At 50.7% G+C, this 18,739-nt stretch carries 22 protein-coding genes; 20 read left to right on the top strand and 2 right to left on the bottom strand.

Annotated elements, in window-relative coordinates:
* Positions 1-14 precede the first annotated feature (14 nt).
* The 13 genes from H8730_RS10475 (at position 15) to H8730_RS10415 (ending at position 8,659) form a co-directional block, all read left to right on the top strand.
* Positions 15-560: a hypothetical protein gene (locus H8730_RS10475; RefSeq protein WP_249289808.1), complete on the top strand. Its 546-nt coding sequence runs from the start codon at positions 15-17 to the stop codon at positions 558-560.
* Between the two features lie 135 nt (positions 561-695).
* The gene (locus H8730_RS10470) at positions 696-1,172 is read left to right on the top strand and encodes a hypothetical protein (RefSeq protein ID WP_249289807.1); all 477 of its coding nucleotides are present in this window, start codon (positions 696-698) and stop codon (positions 1,170-1,172) included.
* Between the two features lie 11 nt (positions 1,173-1,183).
* Entirely contained in the window at positions 1,184-1,927 is a 744-nt protein-coding gene (locus H8730_RS10465) for a hypothetical protein (protein ID WP_249289806.1), read from the top strand.
* 419 nt (positions 1,928-2,346) lie between these two features.
* Positions 2,347-2,535: a hypothetical protein gene (locus H8730_RS10460; RefSeq protein ID WP_249289805.1), complete on the top strand. Its 189-nt coding sequence runs from the start codon at positions 2,347-2,349 to the stop codon at positions 2,533-2,535.
* 239 nt (positions 2,536-2,774) lie between these two features.
* Positions 2,775-2,963, top strand: coding sequence for a hypothetical protein (locus tag H8730_RS10455; protein ID WP_249289804.1), 189 nt, complete (start codon positions 2,775-2,777; stop codon positions 2,961-2,963).
* A 132-nt stretch (positions 2,964-3,095) separates the two neighbouring features.
* Positions 3,096-3,335, top strand: coding sequence for a hypothetical protein (locus H8730_RS10450; protein ID WP_249289803.1), 240 nt, complete (start codon positions 3,096-3,098; stop codon positions 3,333-3,335).
* Positions 3,336-3,363: 28 nt separating this feature from the next.
* The gene (locus H8730_RS10445; RefSeq protein WP_249289802.1) at positions 3,364-3,549 is read left to right on the top strand and encodes a hypothetical protein; all 186 of its coding nucleotides are present in this window, start codon (positions 3,364-3,366) and stop codon (positions 3,547-3,549) included.
* A gap of 137 nt (positions 3,550-3,686) precedes the next feature.
* Positions 3,687-3,896, top strand: a complete 210-nt coding sequence (locus tag H8730_RS10440) for a hypothetical protein (RefSeq protein ID WP_249289801.1) — start codon at positions 3,687-3,689, stop codon at positions 3,894-3,896.
* 110 nt (positions 3,897-4,006) lie between these two features.
* Positions 4,007-4,213 carry a hypothetical protein gene (locus H8730_RS10435; RefSeq protein WP_177717543.1) on the top strand — a complete coding sequence of 69 codons (207 nt, stop codon included), beginning with the start codon at positions 4,007-4,009 and terminating at the stop codon, positions 4,211-4,213.
* Between the two features lie 74 nt (positions 4,214-4,287).
* The gene (locus tag H8730_RS10430; RefSeq protein WP_177717545.1) at positions 4,288-4,830 is read left to right on the top strand and encodes a MarR family winged helix-turn-helix transcriptional regulator; all 543 of its coding nucleotides are present in this window, start codon (positions 4,288-4,290) and stop codon (positions 4,828-4,830) included.
* Positions 4,831-4,848: 18 nt separating this feature from the next.
* The gene (locus H8730_RS10425; protein ID WP_177717547.1) at positions 4,849-6,588 is read left to right on the top strand and encodes an ABC transporter ATP-binding protein; all 1,740 of its coding nucleotides are present in this window, start codon (positions 4,849-4,851) and stop codon (positions 6,586-6,588) included.
* Positions 6,581-8,398: an ABC transporter ATP-binding protein gene (locus H8730_RS10420; protein ID WP_177717549.1), complete on the top strand. Its 1,818-nt coding sequence runs from the start codon at positions 6,581-6,583 to the stop codon at positions 8,396-8,398. The genes H8730_RS10425 and H8730_RS10420 overlap by 8 nt, the downstream gene beginning before the upstream one ends.
* A 60-nt stretch (positions 8,399-8,458) precedes the next feature.
* Positions 8,459-8,659, top strand: coding sequence for a hypothetical protein (locus H8730_RS10415; protein ID WP_177717551.1), 201 nt, complete (start codon positions 8,459-8,461; stop codon positions 8,657-8,659).
* Positions 8,660-8,815: 156 nt separating this feature from the next.
* Here H8730_RS10415 and H8730_RS10410 read toward each other — a convergent pair whose 3' ends face one another.
* Positions 8,816-9,394 carry a hypothetical protein gene (locus H8730_RS10410; RefSeq protein WP_177717553.1) on the bottom strand — a complete coding sequence of 193 codons (579 nt, stop codon included), beginning with the start codon at positions 9,392-9,394 and terminating at the stop codon, positions 8,816-8,818.
* 258 nt (positions 9,395-9,652) lie between these two features.
* Here H8730_RS10410 and H8730_RS18055 point away from each other — a divergent pair, with 258 nt between their 5' ends.
* The 4 genes from H8730_RS18055 (at position 9,653) to cas2 (ending at position 13,275) form a co-directional block, all read left to right on the top strand.
* Positions 9,653-10,060 carry a helix-turn-helix domain-containing protein gene (locus H8730_RS18055; protein WP_177717560.1) on the top strand — a complete coding sequence of 136 codons (408 nt, stop codon included), beginning with the start codon at positions 9,653-9,655 and terminating at the stop codon, positions 10,058-10,060.
* Between the two features lie 72 nt (positions 10,061-10,132).
* Positions 10,133-10,933 carry a DNA-3-methyladenine glycosylase family protein gene (locus tag H8730_RS10405; protein ID WP_177717556.1) on the top strand — a complete coding sequence of 267 codons (801 nt, stop codon included), beginning with the start codon at positions 10,133-10,135 and terminating at the stop codon, positions 10,931-10,933.
* Positions 10,934-11,145: 212 nt separating this feature from the next.
* Entirely contained in the window at positions 11,146-12,651 is a 1,506-nt protein-coding gene (locus tag H8730_RS10400) for a Na+/H+ antiporter NhaC family protein (protein ID WP_177717558.1), read from the top strand.
* A 360-nt stretch (positions 12,652-13,011) separates the two neighbouring features.
* Positions 13,012-13,275 (top strand): CRISPR-associated endonuclease Cas2, encoded by a 264-nt coding sequence (gene cas2 / locus H8730_RS10395; protein WP_177716982.1) that lies wholly within the window; start codon positions 13,012-13,014, stop codon positions 13,273-13,275.
* A 433-nt stretch (positions 13,276-13,708) separates the two neighbouring features.
* Here cas2 and H8730_RS10390 read toward each other — a convergent pair whose 3' ends face one another.
* Positions 13,709-14,860 carry an aldo/keto reductase gene (locus H8730_RS10390; RefSeq protein WP_177716980.1) on the bottom strand — a complete coding sequence of 384 codons (1,152 nt, stop codon included), beginning with the start codon at positions 14,858-14,860 and terminating at the stop codon, positions 13,709-13,711.
* 301 nt (positions 14,861-15,161) lie between these two features.
* Here H8730_RS10390 and H8730_RS10385 point away from each other — a divergent pair, with 301 nt between their 5' ends.
* The 3 genes from H8730_RS10385 (at position 15,162) to H8730_RS10375 (ending at position 18,660) form a co-directional block, all read left to right on the top strand.
* On the top strand, positions 15,162-16,151 hold the full coding sequence (locus H8730_RS10385; protein ID WP_177716978.1) for a LacI family DNA-binding transcriptional regulator: 990 nt from the start codon (positions 15,162-15,164) through the stop codon (positions 16,149-16,151).
* A gap of 18 nt (positions 16,152-16,169) precedes the next feature.
* Complete coding sequence (locus tag H8730_RS10380) at positions 16,170-17,222, top strand: Gfo/Idh/MocA family protein (RefSeq protein WP_249289800.1); 1,053 nt, start codon at positions 16,170-16,172, stop codon at positions 17,220-17,222.
* Between the two features lie 136 nt (positions 17,223-17,358).
* Entirely contained in the window at positions 17,359-18,660 is a 1,302-nt protein-coding gene (locus tag H8730_RS10375) for a diaminopimelate decarboxylase (protein WP_177716975.1), read from the top strand.
* Positions 18,661-18,739 lie beyond the last annotated feature (79 nt).

Raw genomic sequence — 18,739 nt, 5'->3', positions numbered from 1 at the left:
AGGAGTAATCTAAGATGAAAACCAAAAAAGTTTTTGCAGCTATCCTTGCACTGGCGCTTGCCATGGGCTTTGGCACCACCGCATTTGCGAAAGAGAACACACATACTACTCCTGGCACCGAAACAATCGGAGTCGAGGGCTCCTACGTGGGTACCGGCAATCTTACGGATCGGTACAGTGTAAAGATCGAGTGGGGCGAAATGACCTTCACCTACAACACCACCGGGGACAGAACATGGGATCCGGAAACGCACACCTACAGCGTTACAGACACCGACGGCTGGAAGGCCTCAGGGAACACCGTGACGGTGACCAATCATTCCAACCTCCCCGTGGATGTCGCGTTCTCCTTTACAAAGGCTGATGTGAACGGCACTTATACTGGAACGATGAGCGTGACAAGTCAGCAGCTGGCAGCCGGTGTAGAAAATAAACCGGCTGAGGCGGATTCGGTACAGAGCACACTGACCCTTGACGGAACGCTGAACGCCCTGCAGACAACATCAACGAAGTTGGGCGACATCACCGTCTCCCTGACCGCAGTAGAGACACAGCCGTAACATCAAGCCAATAGCGGATTGTACCTGCGGGATGGCGATGCCATCTCGCAGGACGATCATCCGCGATCTTTGTCCCACGATTGTACTCTTGAGGCAAATATGACGGATGATACGCAAAGGAAGGGACATACCCATATGAGAAAAGGAGTGTTACCGGTTACAGCGGGCCTTTGTGTCCTCGCCGTGACCGTTATGATGATCGCGCTGTTGTCCGGCGGCAGGCAGGAGAGCTTTTCCCCGCCTCCCTTCGATGCGGCAGCGCAGACGGGAGCGCCGGAAGTCCCGGAAAATGCCGGATATGGGGAGATGGACGCAAAGGCGTTCCGCTTTTCCGCTGCGGGAGAGCTTGAGGTACAGGATGGAAAAACCGACGTCTGGCTCACCAACCCGGCGGGGAATACGGTATGGCTGAAAGTTCGCATTCTCGACGAAAACGGCGATATATTGGGCGAGAGCGGTCTGATCCGCCCTGGCGAATATGTGCGGTCGGTGGAGCTCAATTCGGTTCCGCAACAGACGACTGCCGTATCGCTGAAAATCATGGCCTATGAGCCGGAAACCTATTACAGCGCCGGTTCAGCTGTCTTGAATACAACCTTGAAGATTGCATGAAGGAGGATACGATGATGAAAAAATGGATTGCAGCGCTGGCTGCTATAGTGCTTCTATCCTGCCCCATGACAACGCTTGCGGCGAAAGCGGAGGGAAACCAGGTACCGGGAGATCAGGGGATTGAGGTATACGGCTATAGCCAGAGCGATACGAAGTATTATGTGATTACCCTTGGCATTCCGGGAATGGATTCTGTGGAATTGCCAGGCGGAGTTATGCTCAGCGGCAAGAGCGACAGCAGCGCGGATGATGAACTCCGAGTTGTGATTATTCCGATCACTGCTGACGAGGAAGCAGAAGCCTATGCGTGGCTGTCAGCCTCCACCGAGAAGCTGGGCAGGGATCCGGCGGCGTATTATCTCGCCTTTTATCGAGGGAAAACGCCCGCACAGCCGGAGGGCAGTGTGACGATTGCCATGATCGTGAGGGACGGCTATGAAAAAGCGAAGCTCTACTATATGGATGGGAACGCAAAGTCTAATGAAGTATCCTATACGGCTGAGCAGGAGAGCGCCAGCTTTGGAATGAAAGAGACGGGCTACTATCTCTTTGTGAATACAGAAGACTTCCAGGAACCGACAGACCCGGCAAAGCCTGATGATCCGACGAAGCCCACCGATCCGGTTGATCCCAGCAAGTCAACAAATCCGGGCACTCCTCAGACGGGCGACAACAGCAATCTGTGGCTGTGGCTTGTGCTGTTGGTTGCCTCCTGCTGGGGATTTGCGGCGACGGTTCGACACAGAGGAGATTAAAATGAAGCGGCGGTATGAGATGGGGCTGTCGGGAAATAGCGAGTATTGCCCCTGATAGGTAAGAGGGAGACAGTCCATTAGAAAATCAGGCTTTCTCGAGGCTCAGGATTTTTACCGGACTGTCTCCTTCTTTTAGAAGTATCTGTTTCAGGGCGCAGGGAATAGACTGGATCGTCGTCGGGGAAACGCAACGCGAAGAAAGGGAAGTTTTTGGTGAGATAATCTAGAATGAGAATAGTTCCATTATAACATGGAACGGAGACAAGATGGTTATCGTGGGCCATCTTTTTTCATTTTTAATGGATAAATTTGCATGGATCACACCTGCCTCTGTGTAGAGCTATCGATTTCCTGACAGCTCCCTTTTTGCACGCCGCCACCGTGAAGACGATAGCGCCAGCGGAGAAACGAGATTAAAAATGCACGCCGGCGAAGCGAGGAACAGCAGCGGCCAGCGTGCAAAAGGCGGCAAATTCGTCCACGCCACCGTCGAAACGACCATGTCGGCGGAGAAACAGAATAAAAAATGCACGCCGGCGAGGCGAGAAACAGCAGCGGCCAGCGTGCAAAAAGCAGCAAATTCGTCCACGCCACCGTCAAAACGATAGCGCCGGCGGAGAAACAAGATTAAAAATGCACGTCGGCGAAGCAAAGAACGGCAGCAGCCAGCGTGCAAAAGGCGGCAAATTCGTCCACGCCACCGTCAAAACGATAGCGCCGGCGGAGAAACAAGATTAAAAATGCACGCCGGCGAGGCGAAGAACGGCAGCGGCCAGCGTGCAAAAGGAGACAAATTCCTCCCCGCCACCGTCAAAACGATAGCGCCGGCGGAGAAACAAGATTAAAAATGCACGCCGGCGAAGCAAAGAACGGCAGCGGCCAGCGTGCAAAAGGCGGCAAATTCGTCCCCGCCACCGTCAAAACGATAGCGCCGGCGGAGAAACAGAATGAAAAATGCACGCCGGCGAGGCGAAGAACGGCAGCGGCCAGCGTGCAAAAGGAGACAAATTCCTCCCCGCCACCGTCAAAACGATAGCGCCGGCGGAGAAACGAGATTAAAAATGCACGCCGGCGAAGCAAAGAACGGCAGCAGCCAGCGTGCAAAAAGCGGCAAATTCGTCCCCGCCACCGTCGAGATGACCAAGCCGGCGGAGAAACGAGATTAAAAATGCACGCCGGCGAAGCAAAGAACGGCAGCGGCCAGCGTGCAAAAGGAGACAAATTCCTCCCCGCCACCGTCAAAACGATAGCGCCGGCGGAAAACGAGATTAAAAATGCACGCCGGCGAAGCAAAGAACGGCAGCAGCCAGCGGAGAAACAGAATAAAAAATGTACGCCGGCGAGGCGAAGAACGGCAGCGGCCAGCGGGCAAAAGGCGGCAAATTCACCGCCGGCACCGTCGAGGTGACCGAGCCGGCGGAGAAACAGAATAAAAAATGCACGCCGGCGAGGCGAAGAACGGCAGCGGCCAGCGTGCAAAATGCGACAAATTTGTCCACGCCACCGTCGAAACGACCATGTCGGCGGAGAAACAGAATAAAAAATGCACGCCGGCGAGGCGAGGAACAGCAGCGACCAGCGTGCAAAAGGCGGCAAATTCACCGCCGGCACCGTCGAGGTGACCGAGCCGGCGGAGAAACAGAATAAAAAATGCACGCCGGTATGATTAAGAACGGCAGCGACCAGCGTGCACACGGAGACAAATTCCTCGCGGCATCATCGCCAAAACGATAGCGCCGGCGGAGAAACAAGATTAAAAATGCACGCCGGCGAAGCAAAGAACGGCAGCAGCCAGCGTGCAAAAGGCGGCAAATTCGTCCACGCCACCGTGAAGACGATAGCGCCGGCGGAGAAACAGAATAAAAATGCACGCCGGCGAGGCGAAGAACGGCAGCGGCCAGCGTGCAAAAGGCGGCAAATTCGTCCACGCCACCGTGAAGACGATAGCGCCGGCGGAGAAACAGAATAAAAAATGCACGCCGGCGAGGCGAAGAACGGAAGCGGCCAGCGGGCAAAAAGCAGCAAATTCGTCCACGCCATCGTGAAGACGATAGCGCCGGCGGAGAAACGAGATTAAAAATGCACGCCGGCGAGGCGAGCAAAAGCAGCGGCCAGCGGGCACATGGTGACAAATTCCTCCACGTCACCGTCGAAACGACCATGCCGGCGAGCAGGCTTCCAAATATATGTAGGGGCAGGACGATCCTTTTCCCGACAGCCCCTCTCATACCGCCGTTCTCTGTGCTGGAACTTGAGAAGGCAGAGGAAATATCCGACTGTGATTAATTGGGTACCTTGACAAAAATAAAGAATCGTGTTATTATATCAAGGTACCATAATAAATGGAAAGGAGTATCCCTATGAAAAGACATCAAGACCATGAAATTCATGAGGCATGGCGTGCAGCGCACTATAAGGACGCGGACCGCAACGATAAGCTTATTATCAATCTGCGGGATCTGAGCCATACGATGCGGTTTTTGTATGAAGGAAAAGGGAGCCAGAAGCGTATTCTGATTGTATTGAATGAGATGGGCAGAACTACGCAGCGGGAGCTTACCGAGAGGCTCGGCATCCAGCCGGGATCCGCCAGCGAGGTAATCGCAAAGCTGGAAATCGCTGGGCTTATTACGCGAACCATGAGCGAGACGGATCGTCGGACGATGAACATCGAACTCACCGAAGAAGGCAAAAGATTAGCATACGAAGCTGTAGAACAGCGAAATCGGCGGCATGAAGAGATGTTTTCCTGTCTGTCGGAGGAGGACAAAGATTTGTTGCTATCACTGCTTGAGAAAGTGAATGCAGACTGGCAAACGCGATATCAGGGCAATATGGAAAACCGCGACCACAGTGAGCATTGCCATGGACGGCATATGCATCACAGGGGAGAGCGCCATTGAGGAAACGGAGAACGTTTTATGTGGAAATATGTCAAGCGGTACCTGCATTTTGCCATACTTGCCGCTCTGTTTATGGTCGGTGAGGTGCTGATGGATCTGATTCAACCGGGATTGATGAGCCATATTGTGGATGACGGTGTCCTCGGATTGAACAACGGCGGCGTTGGCAATTTGAATTTGATCTGGAAATTGGGGATTCAGATGATCGGCCTTGTCCTGTTTGGCGGTCTCTGCGGATCACTCAATAATGTATTTGTCCATCTGTCAGGCCAAAATATCGGAAATGATATCCGAAAGGACTCGTTCCGCAATATTATGACCTTTTCTTTCCCACAGCTTGATAAATTCGGTACAGGTTCTCTGGTAACGAGAGTGACCAACGACATCACACAGGTGCAAAATTTTGTGTCTCAGTTTGTCCGCGGCATGATCCGCATGTCGCTGCTGATGTTTGGCAGTATGTATTGTATGTTTCGTCTAAATCGAGAGTTTGGTCTGATTGTGTTGTGCGCATTTCCTTTTATCGTCGGCTGTCTGGCATTTTGCCTGTCAAGGGCGAATCCGCTGTTTTCCAAATTACAGGCGCAGTTGGATTCCATTAACGAGATCATGCAGGAGGATGTGTCCGGGATCCGCATCATCAAGGCTTGTGTCCGTGAAATCTACGAAAAGGCGCGCTTCAGAAAGGCAAACGATGAACTGATCAAAACGCAGCTCAAGGTGCTTGTGATCTTTGCCTTTATGAATCCCATCATCAATGCGCTGATGTATATCGTGGTGGCGATCATTCTTCTTGTGGGATCCTTCGAAGTCAGCGGCGGCGGGGCAACGCCAGGGACGATAATGGCGGCGATCACCTATACCACTCAGCTTCTCAATGGCATTCTGATGCTCGTTATGCTATTCCAGAATATTTCCAGGGGAATCGCTTCTTGGAAGCGCGTAAAAGAGATATTGCACAGCAAGCAGGAGCTTGTTGACGGCTCCCTCAGCGGGGAAACCGAGCAACACGGAACAATCGAATTTCGCGATGTATCCTTTTCCTATCCTGAAACAGGCCAGGTTGTACTGGATCATATCAATCTCACCGTACATCAAGGCGAAACGGTGGGAATTATGGGCACAACCGGCTGTGGCAAAACTACGCTTGTCAATTTGATCCCGCGCTTTTATGATGTCACGGGCGGAGCGATCCTGGTGGACGGAGTCGATGTGCGGGACTACGAGCAGAAAGCATTGCGGGAAAAAGTGGCGATTGCTCTGCAAAAGAGCGAACTGTTCAGCACATCCATCAAAGAAAACATCTCGTGGGGCTCGCCGTCGGCAACAGAGGAAGCTGTACAATCAGCGGCCCACACGGCCCAGGCAGATGATTTTATTTCCTTAACACCCAATGGGTACGATACAATTGTTGCAGAGCGGGGGGTGAGTTTATCTGGAGGGCAGAAACAGCGGCTGTCCATTGCAAGGGCTGTCTTAAAACCGGCCGAGATTCTGATTTTTGATGACGCGACCAGCGCTCTTGACCTGAAAACCGAATCCAATTTATACAAAGCTTTGCAGAAGACAAAACCGGAGAGCACCAAAATCATCATCGCGCAGCGAATTGCTTCGGTACGCGGTGCTGACAGAATCGCGGTGCTCGAAAACGGTAAAATTGCAGCCTGCGGGTCCCACGAAGAACTTATGAAATCCTGCGCGACCTATCAGGATATCTATCATTCTCAGATTGGAGAGGAGGCTGAGAATCATGAGTGACCAAAGCGATTCAAAATTGGCAGAACGCAATATCCCCGGGATGAACAGGAACGCCCGCTTTGCAGAGGTGCAGCGCGCAGAGAACGTTGGCAGTACCTTAAAACGCATTGCCCTATATTTTGCACATGAAAAAATAATGGTCATCTGTATGCTTGCCGTCGTTATCTTCGGCACTGTCTGCGGCGTTTATGCTCCGAGTCTGCAAAGTCGCGCGATTGATATGATTGCCGGAACAGTAACAGGGAGCTTTGCAAAAACTTTGATTTTCATGCTTGTGGTCTACCTGCTGTACAGCGGCAGTCAGCTTTTGCAGGGCCTGCTCAGCGCGAAGATCAGTCAGCGCATCGTCAAACGTATGCGGGAGGAACTCTTCGGAAAGATCGTGGATCTGCCGGTCCGATATCTTGACACGCATTCTCACGGGGACGTCATGAGCCGAATGACCAATGATATCGAAAATATTTCAACCACTGTCTCACAATCCCTGCCCTCTCTGTTTTCTGGTGTGCTGACCATCATTGGAACAGTAGCCATTATGTTGTGGTATTGTCCACAGCTCGCGCTGCTCAGCTTTGCGACTGTTTTATTGACGCTGCTTGCGACCAAAATTCTCTCTGGCAAGGTGCGGAAATTTTCACGCAAACGGCAAATGCTTTTGGGCCAGCTCAACGGAACGGTGGAGGAAATGGTCTCTGGCTACCACACGGTTGTCGCCTACAATCATCAGGACATGACCGCGGAGGAATTCTGCAATACTGCGGATTCGCTGACCAAGGCCGGCATCAAGACAGATATTTTCAGCGGCGTTATGGGTCCGATCATGAACTGCATCGGCAACATTGGGTTTGTTATTATCGCTGCCTTTGGCGGATATTTTTCAATCAACGGCTTGATCTCCGTCGGCGTCATCTCCGCCTTTATCGTGTACGCCAAGCAGTTTAGCCGCCCGATCAATGAGATCGCACAGATTTACGGACAGCTGCAGACGGCCATTGCAGGGGCGGAGCGTGTGTTTACGGTTCTGAATGAAGTGAATGAGGATAAAACGGGAGAGGCGCTGGCAGAGGAAAAAAGCGCCGCGGTTACATTCCAGAATGTGTGGTTCGCCTATGAGCCAGAGCATCCGGTCATTCGCGATTTCACTCTTACGGTACCTTCCGGCAAGAAAGTGGCGCTTGTCGGCGCGACGGGAAGCGGCAAGACAACCATTGTCAATCTACTCATGCGTTTCTATGATATCGACGGCGGTGAAATTTTCATCAATAAACAAAATATCAGGGACGTCTCACGGGGTAGCCTTCGTCAGAATGTTGCCATTGTGTTGCAGGATACGGTTCTATTTTCAAATACGGTTCGGAACAATCTGAAATATGGAAACGAAAATGCAGGAGAGGAACAGATTCAGTTGGCAGTGGAAATAAGCCGCTGCAAGGACATGATCGATTTTCTTCCGCAAGGATATGACACGGTGCTGACCGGTTCCGGCGAAACCATCAGTCAGGGACAGCGCCAGTTGCTTGCCATTGCCCGGGCTTTTGTCGCAGACCCGAAAATACTCATCCTCGACGAGGCGACATCCAACGTGGATACCCGCACTGAAAAAGCGATTCAGGATGCGATGCAGCTTGTGATGAAGAACCGCACAAGCATCGTTATCGCCCACCGCCTGTCCACCATCCGAGATTCCGATCTTATCGTCGTTATGGATCACGGAGCGATGGTGGAGAGCGGGACTCATGAGGAGTTGCTCGCGGAAAGGGGGAAATATTATGAGCTTTATATGACACAATATGCAGGTTTTGCAACATAAACGAATCTTTACATTTACTTGTCCATGAATGGAAAAAAGCCACACAGGAGGGAATATTTTATGGAAAACATGGATACTACAACTATGAACACGGATGATACCGTAATCGTTACGCTCAGAAGATGCGGACACTATCTACATCACAGCGCCGGAAAGGATTCCGGTAAAACCAATGCGGAGCTGCTTGCAGCGCTGAATGATGACGAAAAGAAAACCTTGGCCGAGCTTCTCGGCAAGTGCCTGAAAAGCTGGAAGGAATAGGGTAAGCAAAACGGACATCCGCTTCTACAGTCTGAAAGGTCGATTGTCCCACAGCAACCGGCCTTTTTGTAGTTCTGCGCAATGCAACCACAGGTTGAGCGCCAATCAGTAAGTTCAACGAAAGGGGGTATGGACGGGGCTTTCCAACGGTAATCGTCACTCTCCATGGCTTTTTCCGCAGCTGACAAGATATCCGATACACGCAGATACAAAGTCTCGGAGCTGAGAAGCTGTCGCTGTTATTTCAGGTGTTATTTCCACATAGTTTCGCAAAATCAATAAAAATAGCAGAGAGCATCCCCCTATGGCGGACACGACAATGACTTGGATTGTATCGCAATGCGCTGGAATCGTTGACGGCAACGGATGAAAATCGGCATTTCCCGGTTTTTCCGTTGAGGCATCGGGAGAGGTTTGGAATCCAATTTGATTTTTAATGGATGGCTCCGCAGTATTGCGCGGCGGGAGCTCTGCGTCGCTGCGAGGATACGGTGTGCGTGTTATGCCGGAGGAACTCCCTTTTGTAAAATTACTGCTTAAAAAATATCCAAAGATCGCAGCGGCAGATGTTCGAACGATAACATCGATGGCGTTGGTATCCTGTGTATACTCTTCATGGGCAAATAGATTGAATGCAGAGTACACCAATAGTATCAGCATAAACAACATCAGAAATTTGTCAACGAGACGTATCATTTTAAAAGACAGCTTGAATTTTAACCATAGCTTTTTCATATAGTACCAGCTCCATACTTTTTGAATTGACTCTTCATGCTCTTGATGCTACTATACAATATGCTTGTCAGGGCAGAGGGTTCCTTTTTCTCGATATAGAGCCGTCGTTGATTTGCGGGTGGATTTGCAGTATAATAACGGGAGATTATATGCACAACCGGCAGCAGGATGTGGCGATGATGGCCCACTTGACAGACATTCAACAAAGGATTGTCTAATTCAGTCAAGACAAAAGCATTGCCCCTGTGATAGGATTAGATTGAGAGGGCGGAGCTCGCTAGCCGGGGTAGGAATATTCTTGATGTCGCTCTTGATTCAGGGTTTGATTCCCATGAAGGGTATTCCAGAGCTTTCCGAAAAATCTTCGGCGTCAGCCCCAGCGTGTATAGAAGCGGAAAATGTCCCATTCCTCTGCTTATCGCGTACCCGATCAAGGAATATTATTCCCATCTTGATAAAAAAGGAGAGGTCACGGTGGACACGACTGCACTATGTATGATTACACCGGTGTCGCGCCCAAGGCGGAAGCTTATGTTTTTGCGGTCCAGAAGAGGGCATGATTGCTGGTCATTCTGTGAGGAGATGTGCTGCGATTGGGAGGGACTTTTGAGCTGTATTTTCAGAGTCAGCCTTTTGAGACAGAGGAAGAATTTTTTTCGCTCATAGGCCAGATTTTGAGGGCGCCATCATTTTTAACGATACAAAAACATCATGTGGAAAGAGTAAAGGAGCAGAGACATGCGGATACAAATAGAATCTCTGGATCTTGATCAGATCTATGAGTCTGGCCAGTGCTTTCGGTGGCGCAGAATCGAGCCGGGACTGTATGAAATTCCATCTTCTGGGCACTTTGTACAGGTACGCCAGATGGGAGCAGTTTTTGACTTATCCTGCGATGAGTCAGAGTTTACGACATTTTGGCGCTCCTATTTTGATCTGGATACGGACTATGAAAGGTGGAAAGCTCAGATCGACCCGGGGGATACGTATTTGTGCAGGGCGGCGGAGTATGGAAGGGGAATGCGGATTTTGCGGCAGGATTTGTGGGAGATTCTTATCAGTTTTCTCATCAGCCAAAATAATAATATTCCCAGAATCCGGACGTCGCTCAACGCACTCTGCGCTCTGACGCAAGGACGATTCCCAGAACCGCAGGAGGTAGCAGCGCTTGAGAATGCGACCCTGAGAGAGCTTGGATTGGGATACAGGGCGGAGTATGTCCGGGATACAGCAGAGTATTATGCGAGACATCCCATGGAGTTGGAAATGTTGCACTCCATGGAGACAGGCGAGGTCAAAAAGGCGCTTTTGGAACGAAAGGGGATTGGCCCCAAGGTGGCGGACTGTATCTGTCTGTACGGCCTGCACCGGATGGATTCGTTTCCCATGGATACCCATATGAGACAGGTGGTGGCACTCTACTATCCAGAGGGATTCCCTTTCTCGCGCTACGAGGGATGTGCGGGGCTGATGCAGCAATATCTCTTCTACTATCATCTAAAGAAGCCGGAGGCAACGGTTCAGATTCCAAAGCCATAATCGAGGGGCGAGTCGTCGAAGGATTATAGAATATGGCAAAGTTGCCCGCTGAATTTGCCAAATTTTCGGGCATAAATATAGACATTTTACATGAAAATGAGATTGGCTTGTAGGAAAATGGCAAATGGAATTGAATTTGCCAGCCATCTACAGTATAATAGGGGGGATATAGAGAGCTGTAAGAAACTTGAATGAAGAAGGAGGATTATTGTATGGAAGGAACCTTTTGGGCGCTGGTGCCGCCGATTGTAGCGATTGTGCTGGCGCTGATCACCAAGGAGGTGTATATCTCCCTGCTCATCGGTATTTTAGCCGGCGCCTTATTCTTTACTGGATTCAATCCGGTGACAGCCGTTGAGACTGCGTTTGGCATCATGGGTAATAAAATCGGCGACAATGCAAACATTATTTTGTTCTTGATCTTTTTGGGAATGCTGGTGGCGCTGATGTCCAAATCCGGCGCCTCCCGGGCATATGGAAATTGGGCGTCCAAATCCATCCGATCCAAAAGGGGAGCCCTGGGCGCTACCTCCGCACTAGGTGTTTTGATCTTTGTTGACGATTATTTCAATTGCCTGACCGTGGGTACAGTCATGCAGCCAGTGACTGACAAGTACAAGATATCCAGAGCGAAACTTGCATACATAATCGATGCGACGGCAGCGCCGATCTGCATCATCGCCCCTATTTCCAGCTGGGCTGCAGCGGTGGGATCGTCCCTGCCGGAGGGCAGCAGCATTGATGGATTTAATCTATTTCTGCGGACGATTCCCTTTAACTTCTATGCGCTGTTGACGATTCTGATGATCGTGATCCTGATTGCCACGAACCTGGATTTCGGCGCGATGAAGAAATATGAGCTCCGCCATCAGAGTGAGATGAAGGAGGCCTCTGTGCCTGCGGAGCAGGAGCAACAGCGGCGTGGAAGAGTCCTGGATCTCATTATTCCTATTGCGGTCCTGATCATACTGTGCATCTCTGCGATGTTGTATACAGGAGGCATTCTGGATGGTGTTTCGGTGAAAGATGCCTTTGCAAATTGCGACTCATCCCGGTCTCTGGTATTAGGCTCCTTCTTTACACTCATTGTGACGTTTTTTCTGTACCTTCCCCGCAAAATTGTGACCTACAAAGAATTTACTGACAGCATCACCGAGGGATTCAAGGCCATGGTACCAGCAATTACCATACTTTCGCTGGCGTGGACGCTGAGCGGTGTCTGCAGTGCAGACTACCTCGACGCTGGCGGATTTGTGCGAGAACTTGTGATGGAGAGCCAAATCGCCCACGGGATCCTCCCGGCCATTTTCTTCGCAACAGCGCTAGGTCTGGCCTTCGCCACTGGCACATCCTGGGGAACCTTTGGAATTTTGATTCCCATTGTTCTTGCCATCTTTGGCGATCAGCTGGATACGCTGCTCGTCTTAACGGTATCGGCCGTGTTAGCGGGCGCTGTCTGCGGGGATCACGTGTCGCCCATCTCCGACACGACGATCCTGGCTTCCACCGGAGCCGGCTGCAACCATCTGGAGCACGTATCGACACAGATGCCCTATGCACTCATGGTAGCGGCCTGCTGCTTTGTCAGCTATATTGTCGCTGGATTTAGCGGGAACGGTTGGATCGGCCTGATCCTCGGCGTCGTCCTGGTGGCAGGGCTGTTGCTGTTCTTCATTAAGCGGGACAAGAAGCCGGCAGATGCGCCAAAAGATAAGTGACTTGTAAAAGGGAGATTCAAAATGACTGCGCTGCAGCGGGGAAATTCTCGGCTCAGCGCAGTTTTTGTTTATCCGATAGGAAAGTCCGCCGTAAGGCGGGCCTAGATCTGAGTACCGCGGAACGCGAACTTTTTGGGAAAGAAGACTACAAAGACTCTTTAAAAGATTTTAAAGAGAATGGACGCAAGACGTTTATCCAGGAGTTGAATTCAAAACTGGAGACCACGATTGCGCATCCGACTCTTAAGACGCGAGTTAGCTATAAACAGCTGATTCGCATGGAGTTGTATAAACTCCAGAAATTTGTGACAGAGGGAGAAGTCTATGCTCCTTTTGAAGCGAAATGGTAGGTGAACGGCTGTGTTTGTGATTGTAGTCTATGATTTTGGTGAAAAGCGGGTGGCGAAGGCGTTAAAGATTTGCCGCAAGTATTTGACGTGGGTGCAGAATTCGGTCTTTGAGGGGAAGATAACAGAGGGAAATTTCAAGAAGCTTCAGAAGGAGCTTGAGATGAAAATGGATAAAATGGAAGATACCCTGATTTTGTATTCGTTTCAGAGTACCAAATATTCAAAGCGAGATGTAATCGGCTGTGAAAAGAATAAACCAACGGTTTTTCTGTAAAATTGCCGTCGATGTGGAGTAGGGGATTTTTTCCGGGGAGTCGACGGTGGAAGAAATGAGGAAATGAGCGGGCGGAGGGGGAGAGGGAGAATGTGACTGTTTATGCGGAATGGATGGGTTCAGAAGATACCTATAAGGACTAAAATCTATTGGCTCGAATTTTGAATTTTATTTTACAAACGCTCGGCGTCCTCCTATTGTATCCCCCGTAGTCCAAAGATAAGGCGTAGTCATTGCGCTGAGGGAACCGGGCGAAGGTTAAGTGGCACGCTGTGAGAGCTTATACCGGAAGGGCGAACGGTTCAATGAAATCCGAGTCTTGCACCAGATGCGCCAGACAAAAATAGAAGTGGATGCGGTGACAGGCGTCATCCGAACATCCACTTTCACAGGGTTGAAAGAGCATGAGAAGGCGGCGATTCAATCGCAAAGCTTAAAAGCCAAAGACTCTCTGCGCGCCCCGCATCCGGTCCCGGACCGGCACGGAGAAGGGACAGTTGTGTTCACAACTTCCGCATTGTACACAGTCGCCTGCATGATGGTCCAGCGCTTGATAATGAGCCTTGACGGTATCCGAGATAGGTGCATGAAGCTGCGCCAGATCCAAATATTTATTAATCTGCGCAATATCCAAATGTGCGGGACAGGGAAGACAGTGATTGCAGTACATACACTTGCCCTTGAGAGAGTAGGTTGGTGTGCTGCTGAGAAGCACAGAATAATCGCGCTCGGGATCGGGCGTCGTTTCATAGGCAACGGAAGCGGCGACTTCATCGGGAGATTTTGAACCGACAAGGACGCTGGCGACAGCTGGCCTTGTCAGACAATAATGGATACATTGAGGCACTGTCAGGGCAACCCCGAAAGGAGAGGTATCAGCGTGAAGCAGCGCGCCAGCGCCCAAGCTTTTCATAACGGTTATGGCGCAGCCCGTAGCCTCGCAAGTTTTGTACAGCTCATCCCGAATGGGGTTGATGCCCAACAAGGTTTCATTCTGGAAGGATTCCGCTTTAAACAGATCGTCGATTTCCGTGTCCTCTGGCAACAGATCATAGGCGGGGTTGATGCTGAACATGAGAACGTCAATGGAACCGGAACCCACGGCTTGTAGAGCGGCCACAGGGTCATGAGAGCTCATGCCGATGGCCCTGATAACGCCACTTTCCTTAAGCCGCTGCGCGTACGGGAGGATCTCCGATTGAAAGACTCGGGCATAATCCTCCTGGGTATCAACAAAATGTAGCATCCCAATGTCAACATAGTCTGTTTGCAGCCGGCTCATAAAATCCTCAAAGAAAAACTTGCAGGATTCAAGGGACCGAGTACGGCAGTACTGTCCGTCGATCCATCCAGCGCCGATATGTCCCTGCAAAATCACAGAATCGCGGCGACCGGCAAGAGCGCGGCCGATATTCGTTCGGACGTTGGGCTCGGACATAAAAATATCAAAAAGATTGATGCCGTGGGCAAGGGCAGCGTTGACTACGGCGTCAATGGTATCCGGGCTTTGACCTTGCAGATGTTCACATCCCAACCCAATTTCGCTGACGTAGAGATCGGAGCGGCCAAGCTTCCGATAGCGCATGTGCAGCACCTCCTACAGTGAAAGTTTTAGTGTGAAAAGTAAGCGCGATCGCTTATTTTTCACACGGCTATCTGTGCCGGAGCGTCATAAATAGCTCTGAGGGCAGAATTCACCCCGTCGCTAACGCTCCAGAATGGAGATTACTATAAAATCATTATAGAGGAAGAATTCCAAAAAAGCAAGAGGTCCATACAGGCTAGGGAAATTTTGCTGGATTCCCGTGAGAAAGTGCTTGCTTTTTTTTGGAAGGTGTAGTATAGTAAAGCCGTTAGGTGTAAACGTTTACAGGAGGGAGGCTTCTATGGCGACGATCAAGGACGTAGCAGAGAGGGCGGGGGTGTCGGTTGCAACGGTATCCCGCGTGCTGAACACCCCGGACGCAGTGAAGGAGCGAACCCGGCAGCAAGTGTTAAACGCCATTGACGAACTCCAGTACAGTCCTAATTTCCTAGGGCGCAATCTGCGGATGATGGAGACGAAGCGGATTTTGGTTGTTCTCAATACCATATCCAATCAATTTTTTTCCAGAGTCGTTCGCGGAATTGAGGAGCGGGCGCGGGAGGAAAACTATGCTGTCATGATCTGTACAACGAGGGGAAATCAGGAGTCGCTGCAGGGCTATGTGCATATGCTAAAGACTCGGGCCGTCGACGGCATGATTTTAACGACCCACGAGATCTGCGATGAGGCGATTTTTACATTGAGCAAACGATTTCCCGTTCTCTGCGCCTGTGAGCCGGTGCAGGATCCGCGCCTGACCTATGTGGGGATCGATGATGAAAAGGCTGGGGAGGATGCGGTTCGATTTTTACTTGACCACGGCAAGAGGCGAATCGCGCTATTTGGCGGAGGCACGTATACATACTCGTCGATCTTGCGGGAGCGAGGATACCGAAAGGCATTACAGGAAGCGGGGATACCCGTCGAGGAATCGCTGATCTTTTCGGAAGGTCTGACCTTTAAGGCGGGAGTCCGCGCGGCAAGCAGGCTCATGAAGGAACAGACGAAACTGCCCGATGCCATATTTGCCTTTTCTGACAGTACCGCCATCGGGGCCATGAAAGAATTGAACAATCACGGCGTGGAGGTGCCAAGGGATATTTCAGTGGTAGGGTTTGACAACACAGCGGTTTCTGAAATGTTTATCCCCTCCATCACAACGGTAGCGCAGCCACAATATACCATGGGATTTACGGCCATGGACTTATTAATCCAGAAAATTAACGGGACAGCGGATGTATCCAACCAGATTCTATCCCATGAGATCATCATCCGGGATTCCGTCAAATAAGAAAGAGAGGATATAGCAATGAAGAATGACAAGTTTCAGCTGGCCATTGTCGGGCTAGGCGGCATGGGAAATTGGCACAGGGAATTGATTGAGCGAATTGACTGTCTGGAAGTCTGTGGCAGCTATGACATCAGAGAAGAGCGGCAGGAATTTGCAAGGCAGCACGGCATCACCCCATATGCAAGTTTTGAAGAATTGCTGGCGGACCCCAAGGTGGATATCGTACTGTGCGCAACCCCCAACGATGTACACAAAGAGGTGGTCACCCGTTCACTTCGGGCAGGCAAGAACGTAGTCTGCGAAAAGCCCGTCACCCTCGGCAGTAAGGACCTGCAAGAGATGATCGATGCGTCCAAGGAGACGGGGAAACTTTTTGTTGTACACCAAAACCGCCGTTGGGATGAAGACTATCTGACCATCAAAAAGATTTACGAGGAACATCTGTTGGGCAACGTGTACCGCATTGAATCGAGAGTGCACGGGTCCAGAGGGATTCCCGGAGACTGGCGGGGAGAGAAAGAGCATGGCGGCGGAATGGTTTTGGATTGGGGGGTCCATATCTTAGACCAGATCTGTATGATGATCCCAGAAAAGATCAAGACGGTGTACGCCACCTTGACCCACGTTACCAATGAAATTGTCGACGACGGGTTTACCACGGTTCTCACCTTTGAGAGCGGACTGGAAGTCCTGTTGGAGGTTGGCACGAACAACTTCATCAATCTGCCCCGCTGGTATATGCTGGGACAGGATGGTACCGCCGTCATTGAAGATTGGGAGCTCCATGGAAAGATTGTCCGCGCGAAAAACTGGGATGAAAAGGATGTGGTGCCGGTCAAGACTGCCGCTGGGCTGACCAAGACCATGGCCCCTCGCCGGGAAGACACCATTGTGACCGAAGATCTTCCTATCGTTCACAGCGACATCCGGGATTACTACCGCAATGTATGCGCTTGCATCCAGGGCAAAGAGGAGATCAAGGTCAAATTGCCAGAAGTCATGCGCGTCATGAGACTGATGGAGGCCATTTTTGAATCCGCGGAGAAGGGACAGATTGTCTCGTTTGAATAGAAATTGCGAAAGTCCGCCGTATCTTGTTCTAAACGGCGGACTTTTTTCTTGACAAACGGACGAGCTTTTTTTATACTGACATAGGCGAGGTTTGTGAAGCCTTACTACGGAAATAACACAGGAAGAGGGAATGTATATGAAGTTGCCATTTGTCACAGCGGATACAGTCAAAGCCATTGCCGAACAATATCCAACGCCCTTTCATCTATATGACGAGGGTGGCATTCGTGAGCGGGCGCGAAGGCTTAAGCAGGCATTTGCCTGGAATCCCGGATTTCGTGAGTATTTTGCGGTCAAGGCGACGCCAAACCCGTTTATCTTGAAGATATTGCAGGAGGAAGGCTGCGGCGTGGATTGCTCCTCCCTGACGGAATTGATGATGGCCAAAGCCTGCGGGTTTTCTGGTGATTCCATCATGTTTTCCTCCAACGATACGCCGGCGGAGGATTTCCGGTTAGCGCGCAGGCTCAATGCCACCATCAATTTGGACGACGAGACCCACATTGATTTTTTACAGGAGAACGGAGGAATCCCTGAGCTAATCAGTTGCCGCTATAATCCAGGCGGAACCTTCTCCATCAGCAACGCGATCATGGACAATCCCGGTGAGGCTAAATATGGTTTTATGCCGGAGCAGATGATCAATGGATATAAGCGCTTGATGGAGCTGGGGGCCAAGCGATTTGGCATTCATGCATTCCTTGCCAGCAACACCATCACCAATGATTATTATCCCACTCTAGCCAAGATCCTGTTTACCTTTGTTGTCAAACTCAGAGAAGAGACAGGCGCGGAGATTGAGTTTGTCAATCTCTCCGGCGGCGTTGGAATTCCATATCGCCCAGATCAGCAGGAGGTGGACATCCAAGCAGTTGGGGACGGCGTCCGCAAAGCCTACGAGGAGGTTCTCGTTCCCGCCGGCCTTGAACATATTAAGATTTACACAGAGTTGGGGCGCTATATGCTGGCACCCAACGGGGTTCTTGTCACCCGGGCGATCCATGAGAAGCACATCTGGAAGGAGTATATCGGTGTGGACGCCTGCGCGGCCAATCTCATGCGGCCGGCCATGTATGGCGCGTACCATCATATTACGGTAGCCGGGAAGGAGACAGCGCCCTGTGACCATCAATACGATATCACAGGTGGCTTATGCGAAAATAACGACAAATTTGCCATTGATCGGATGTTGCCCCAGATTGAAATGGGGGATCTGTTGATCATCCATGACACAGGCGCACATGGATTTGCTATGGGGTACAATTACAATGGAAAGCTCCGATCCGCCGAGGTTTTGCTTCGGGAGGATGGCACCACCCAGCTGATTCGCCGCGCGGAGACGCCGGAGGATTACTTTTCAACCTTTGATTTTACCGATTTTTTTCCAAAAATAGGAGGGGCTTACAATACATACAGCGCTCGTTTTGGGGAATTCTGATGGATAGAGAACAAAGTCTTTCAATTTTTATAGTTTGCGATTTTTCAAATAGACCTCTTGACAAAGCGCATAAAGTATA

This window comes from Bianquea renquensis, from assembly GCF_014384895.1.
In the GTDB taxonomy this organism is placed as follows: domain Bacteria; phylum Bacillota; class Clostridia; order Lachnospirales; family Bianqueaceae; genus Bianquea; species Bianquea renquensis.
The sequence above is the reverse complement of the archived record's forward strand: the minus strand, read 5'-3'. Positions and strand labels throughout refer to the sequence as shown.

Bases quoted from the DNA above. Each gene is read 5' to 3' on its own strand.
- H8730_RS10410 (WP_177717553.1), bottom strand. From the start codon at position 9,394: ATGAAAAAGCTATGGTTAAAATTCAAGCTGTCTTTTAAAATGATACGT.
- H8730_RS10420 (WP_177717549.1), top strand. From the start codon at position 6,581: ATGAGTGACCAAAGCGATTCAAAATTGGCAGAACGCAATATCCCCGGG.
- H8730_RS10425 (WP_177717547.1), top strand. From the start codon at position 4,849: ATGTGGAAATATGTCAAGCGGTACCTGCATTTTGCCATACTTGCCGCT.
- H8730_RS10405 (WP_177717556.1), top strand. From the start codon at position 10,133: ATGCGGATACAAATAGAATCTCTGGATCTTGATCAGATCTATGAGTCT.
- H8730_RS10460 (WP_249289805.1), top strand. From the start codon at position 2,347: ATGCACGCCGGCGAAGCGAGGAACAGCAGCGGCCAGCGTGCAAAAGGC.
- H8730_RS10450 (WP_249289803.1), top strand. From the start codon at position 3,096: ATGCACGCCGGCGAAGCAAAGAACGGCAGCGGCCAGCGTGCAAAAGGA.
- H8730_RS10400 (WP_177717558.1), top strand. From the start codon at position 11,146: ATGGAAGGAACCTTTTGGGCGCTGGTGCCGCCGATTGTAGCGATTGTG.
- H8730_RS10435 (WP_177717543.1), top strand. From the start codon at position 4,007: ATGCACGCCGGCGAGGCGAGCAAAAGCAGCGGCCAGCGGGCACATGGT.
- H8730_RS10390 (WP_177716980.1), bottom strand. From the start codon at position 14,860: ATGCGCTATCGGAAGCTTGGCCGCTCCGATCTCTACGTCAGCGAAATT.
- H8730_RS10475 (WP_249289808.1), top strand. From the start codon at position 15: ATGAAAACCAAAAAAGTTTTTGCAGCTATCCTTGCACTGGCGCTTGCC.
- H8730_RS10385 (WP_177716978.1), top strand. From the start codon at position 15,162: ATGGCGACGATCAAGGACGTAGCAGAGAGGGCGGGGGTGTCGGTTGCA.
- H8730_RS10380 (WP_249289800.1), top strand. From the start codon at position 16,170: ATGAAGAATGACAAGTTTCAGCTGGCCATTGTCGGGCTAGGCGGCATG.
- H8730_RS10465 (WP_249289806.1), top strand. From the start codon at position 1,184: ATGATGAAAAAATGGATTGCAGCGCTGGCTGCTATAGTGCTTCTATCC.
- H8730_RS10375 (WP_177716975.1), top strand. From the start codon at position 17,359: ATGAAGTTGCCATTTGTCACAGCGGATACAGTCAAAGCCATTGCCGAA.
- H8730_RS10445 (WP_249289802.1), top strand. From the start codon at position 3,364: ATGCACGCCGGCGAGGCGAAGAACGGCAGCGGCCAGCGTGCAAAATGC.
- H8730_RS10455 (WP_249289804.1), top strand. From the start codon at position 2,775: ATGCACGCCGGCGAAGCAAAGAACGGCAGCGGCCAGCGTGCAAAAGGC.
- H8730_RS10430 (WP_177717545.1), top strand. From the start codon at position 4,288: ATGAAAAGACATCAAGACCATGAAATTCATGAGGCATGGCGTGCAGCG.
- H8730_RS10440 (WP_249289801.1), top strand. From the start codon at position 3,687: ATGCACGCCGGCGAAGCAAAGAACGGCAGCAGCCAGCGTGCAAAAGGC.
- H8730_RS10470 (WP_249289807.1), top strand. From the start codon at position 696: ATGAGAAAAGGAGTGTTACCGGTTACAGCGGGCCTTTGTGTCCTCGCC.
- H8730_RS10415 (WP_177717551.1), top strand. From the start codon at position 8,459: ATGGAAAACATGGATACTACAACTATGAACACGGATGATACCGTAATC.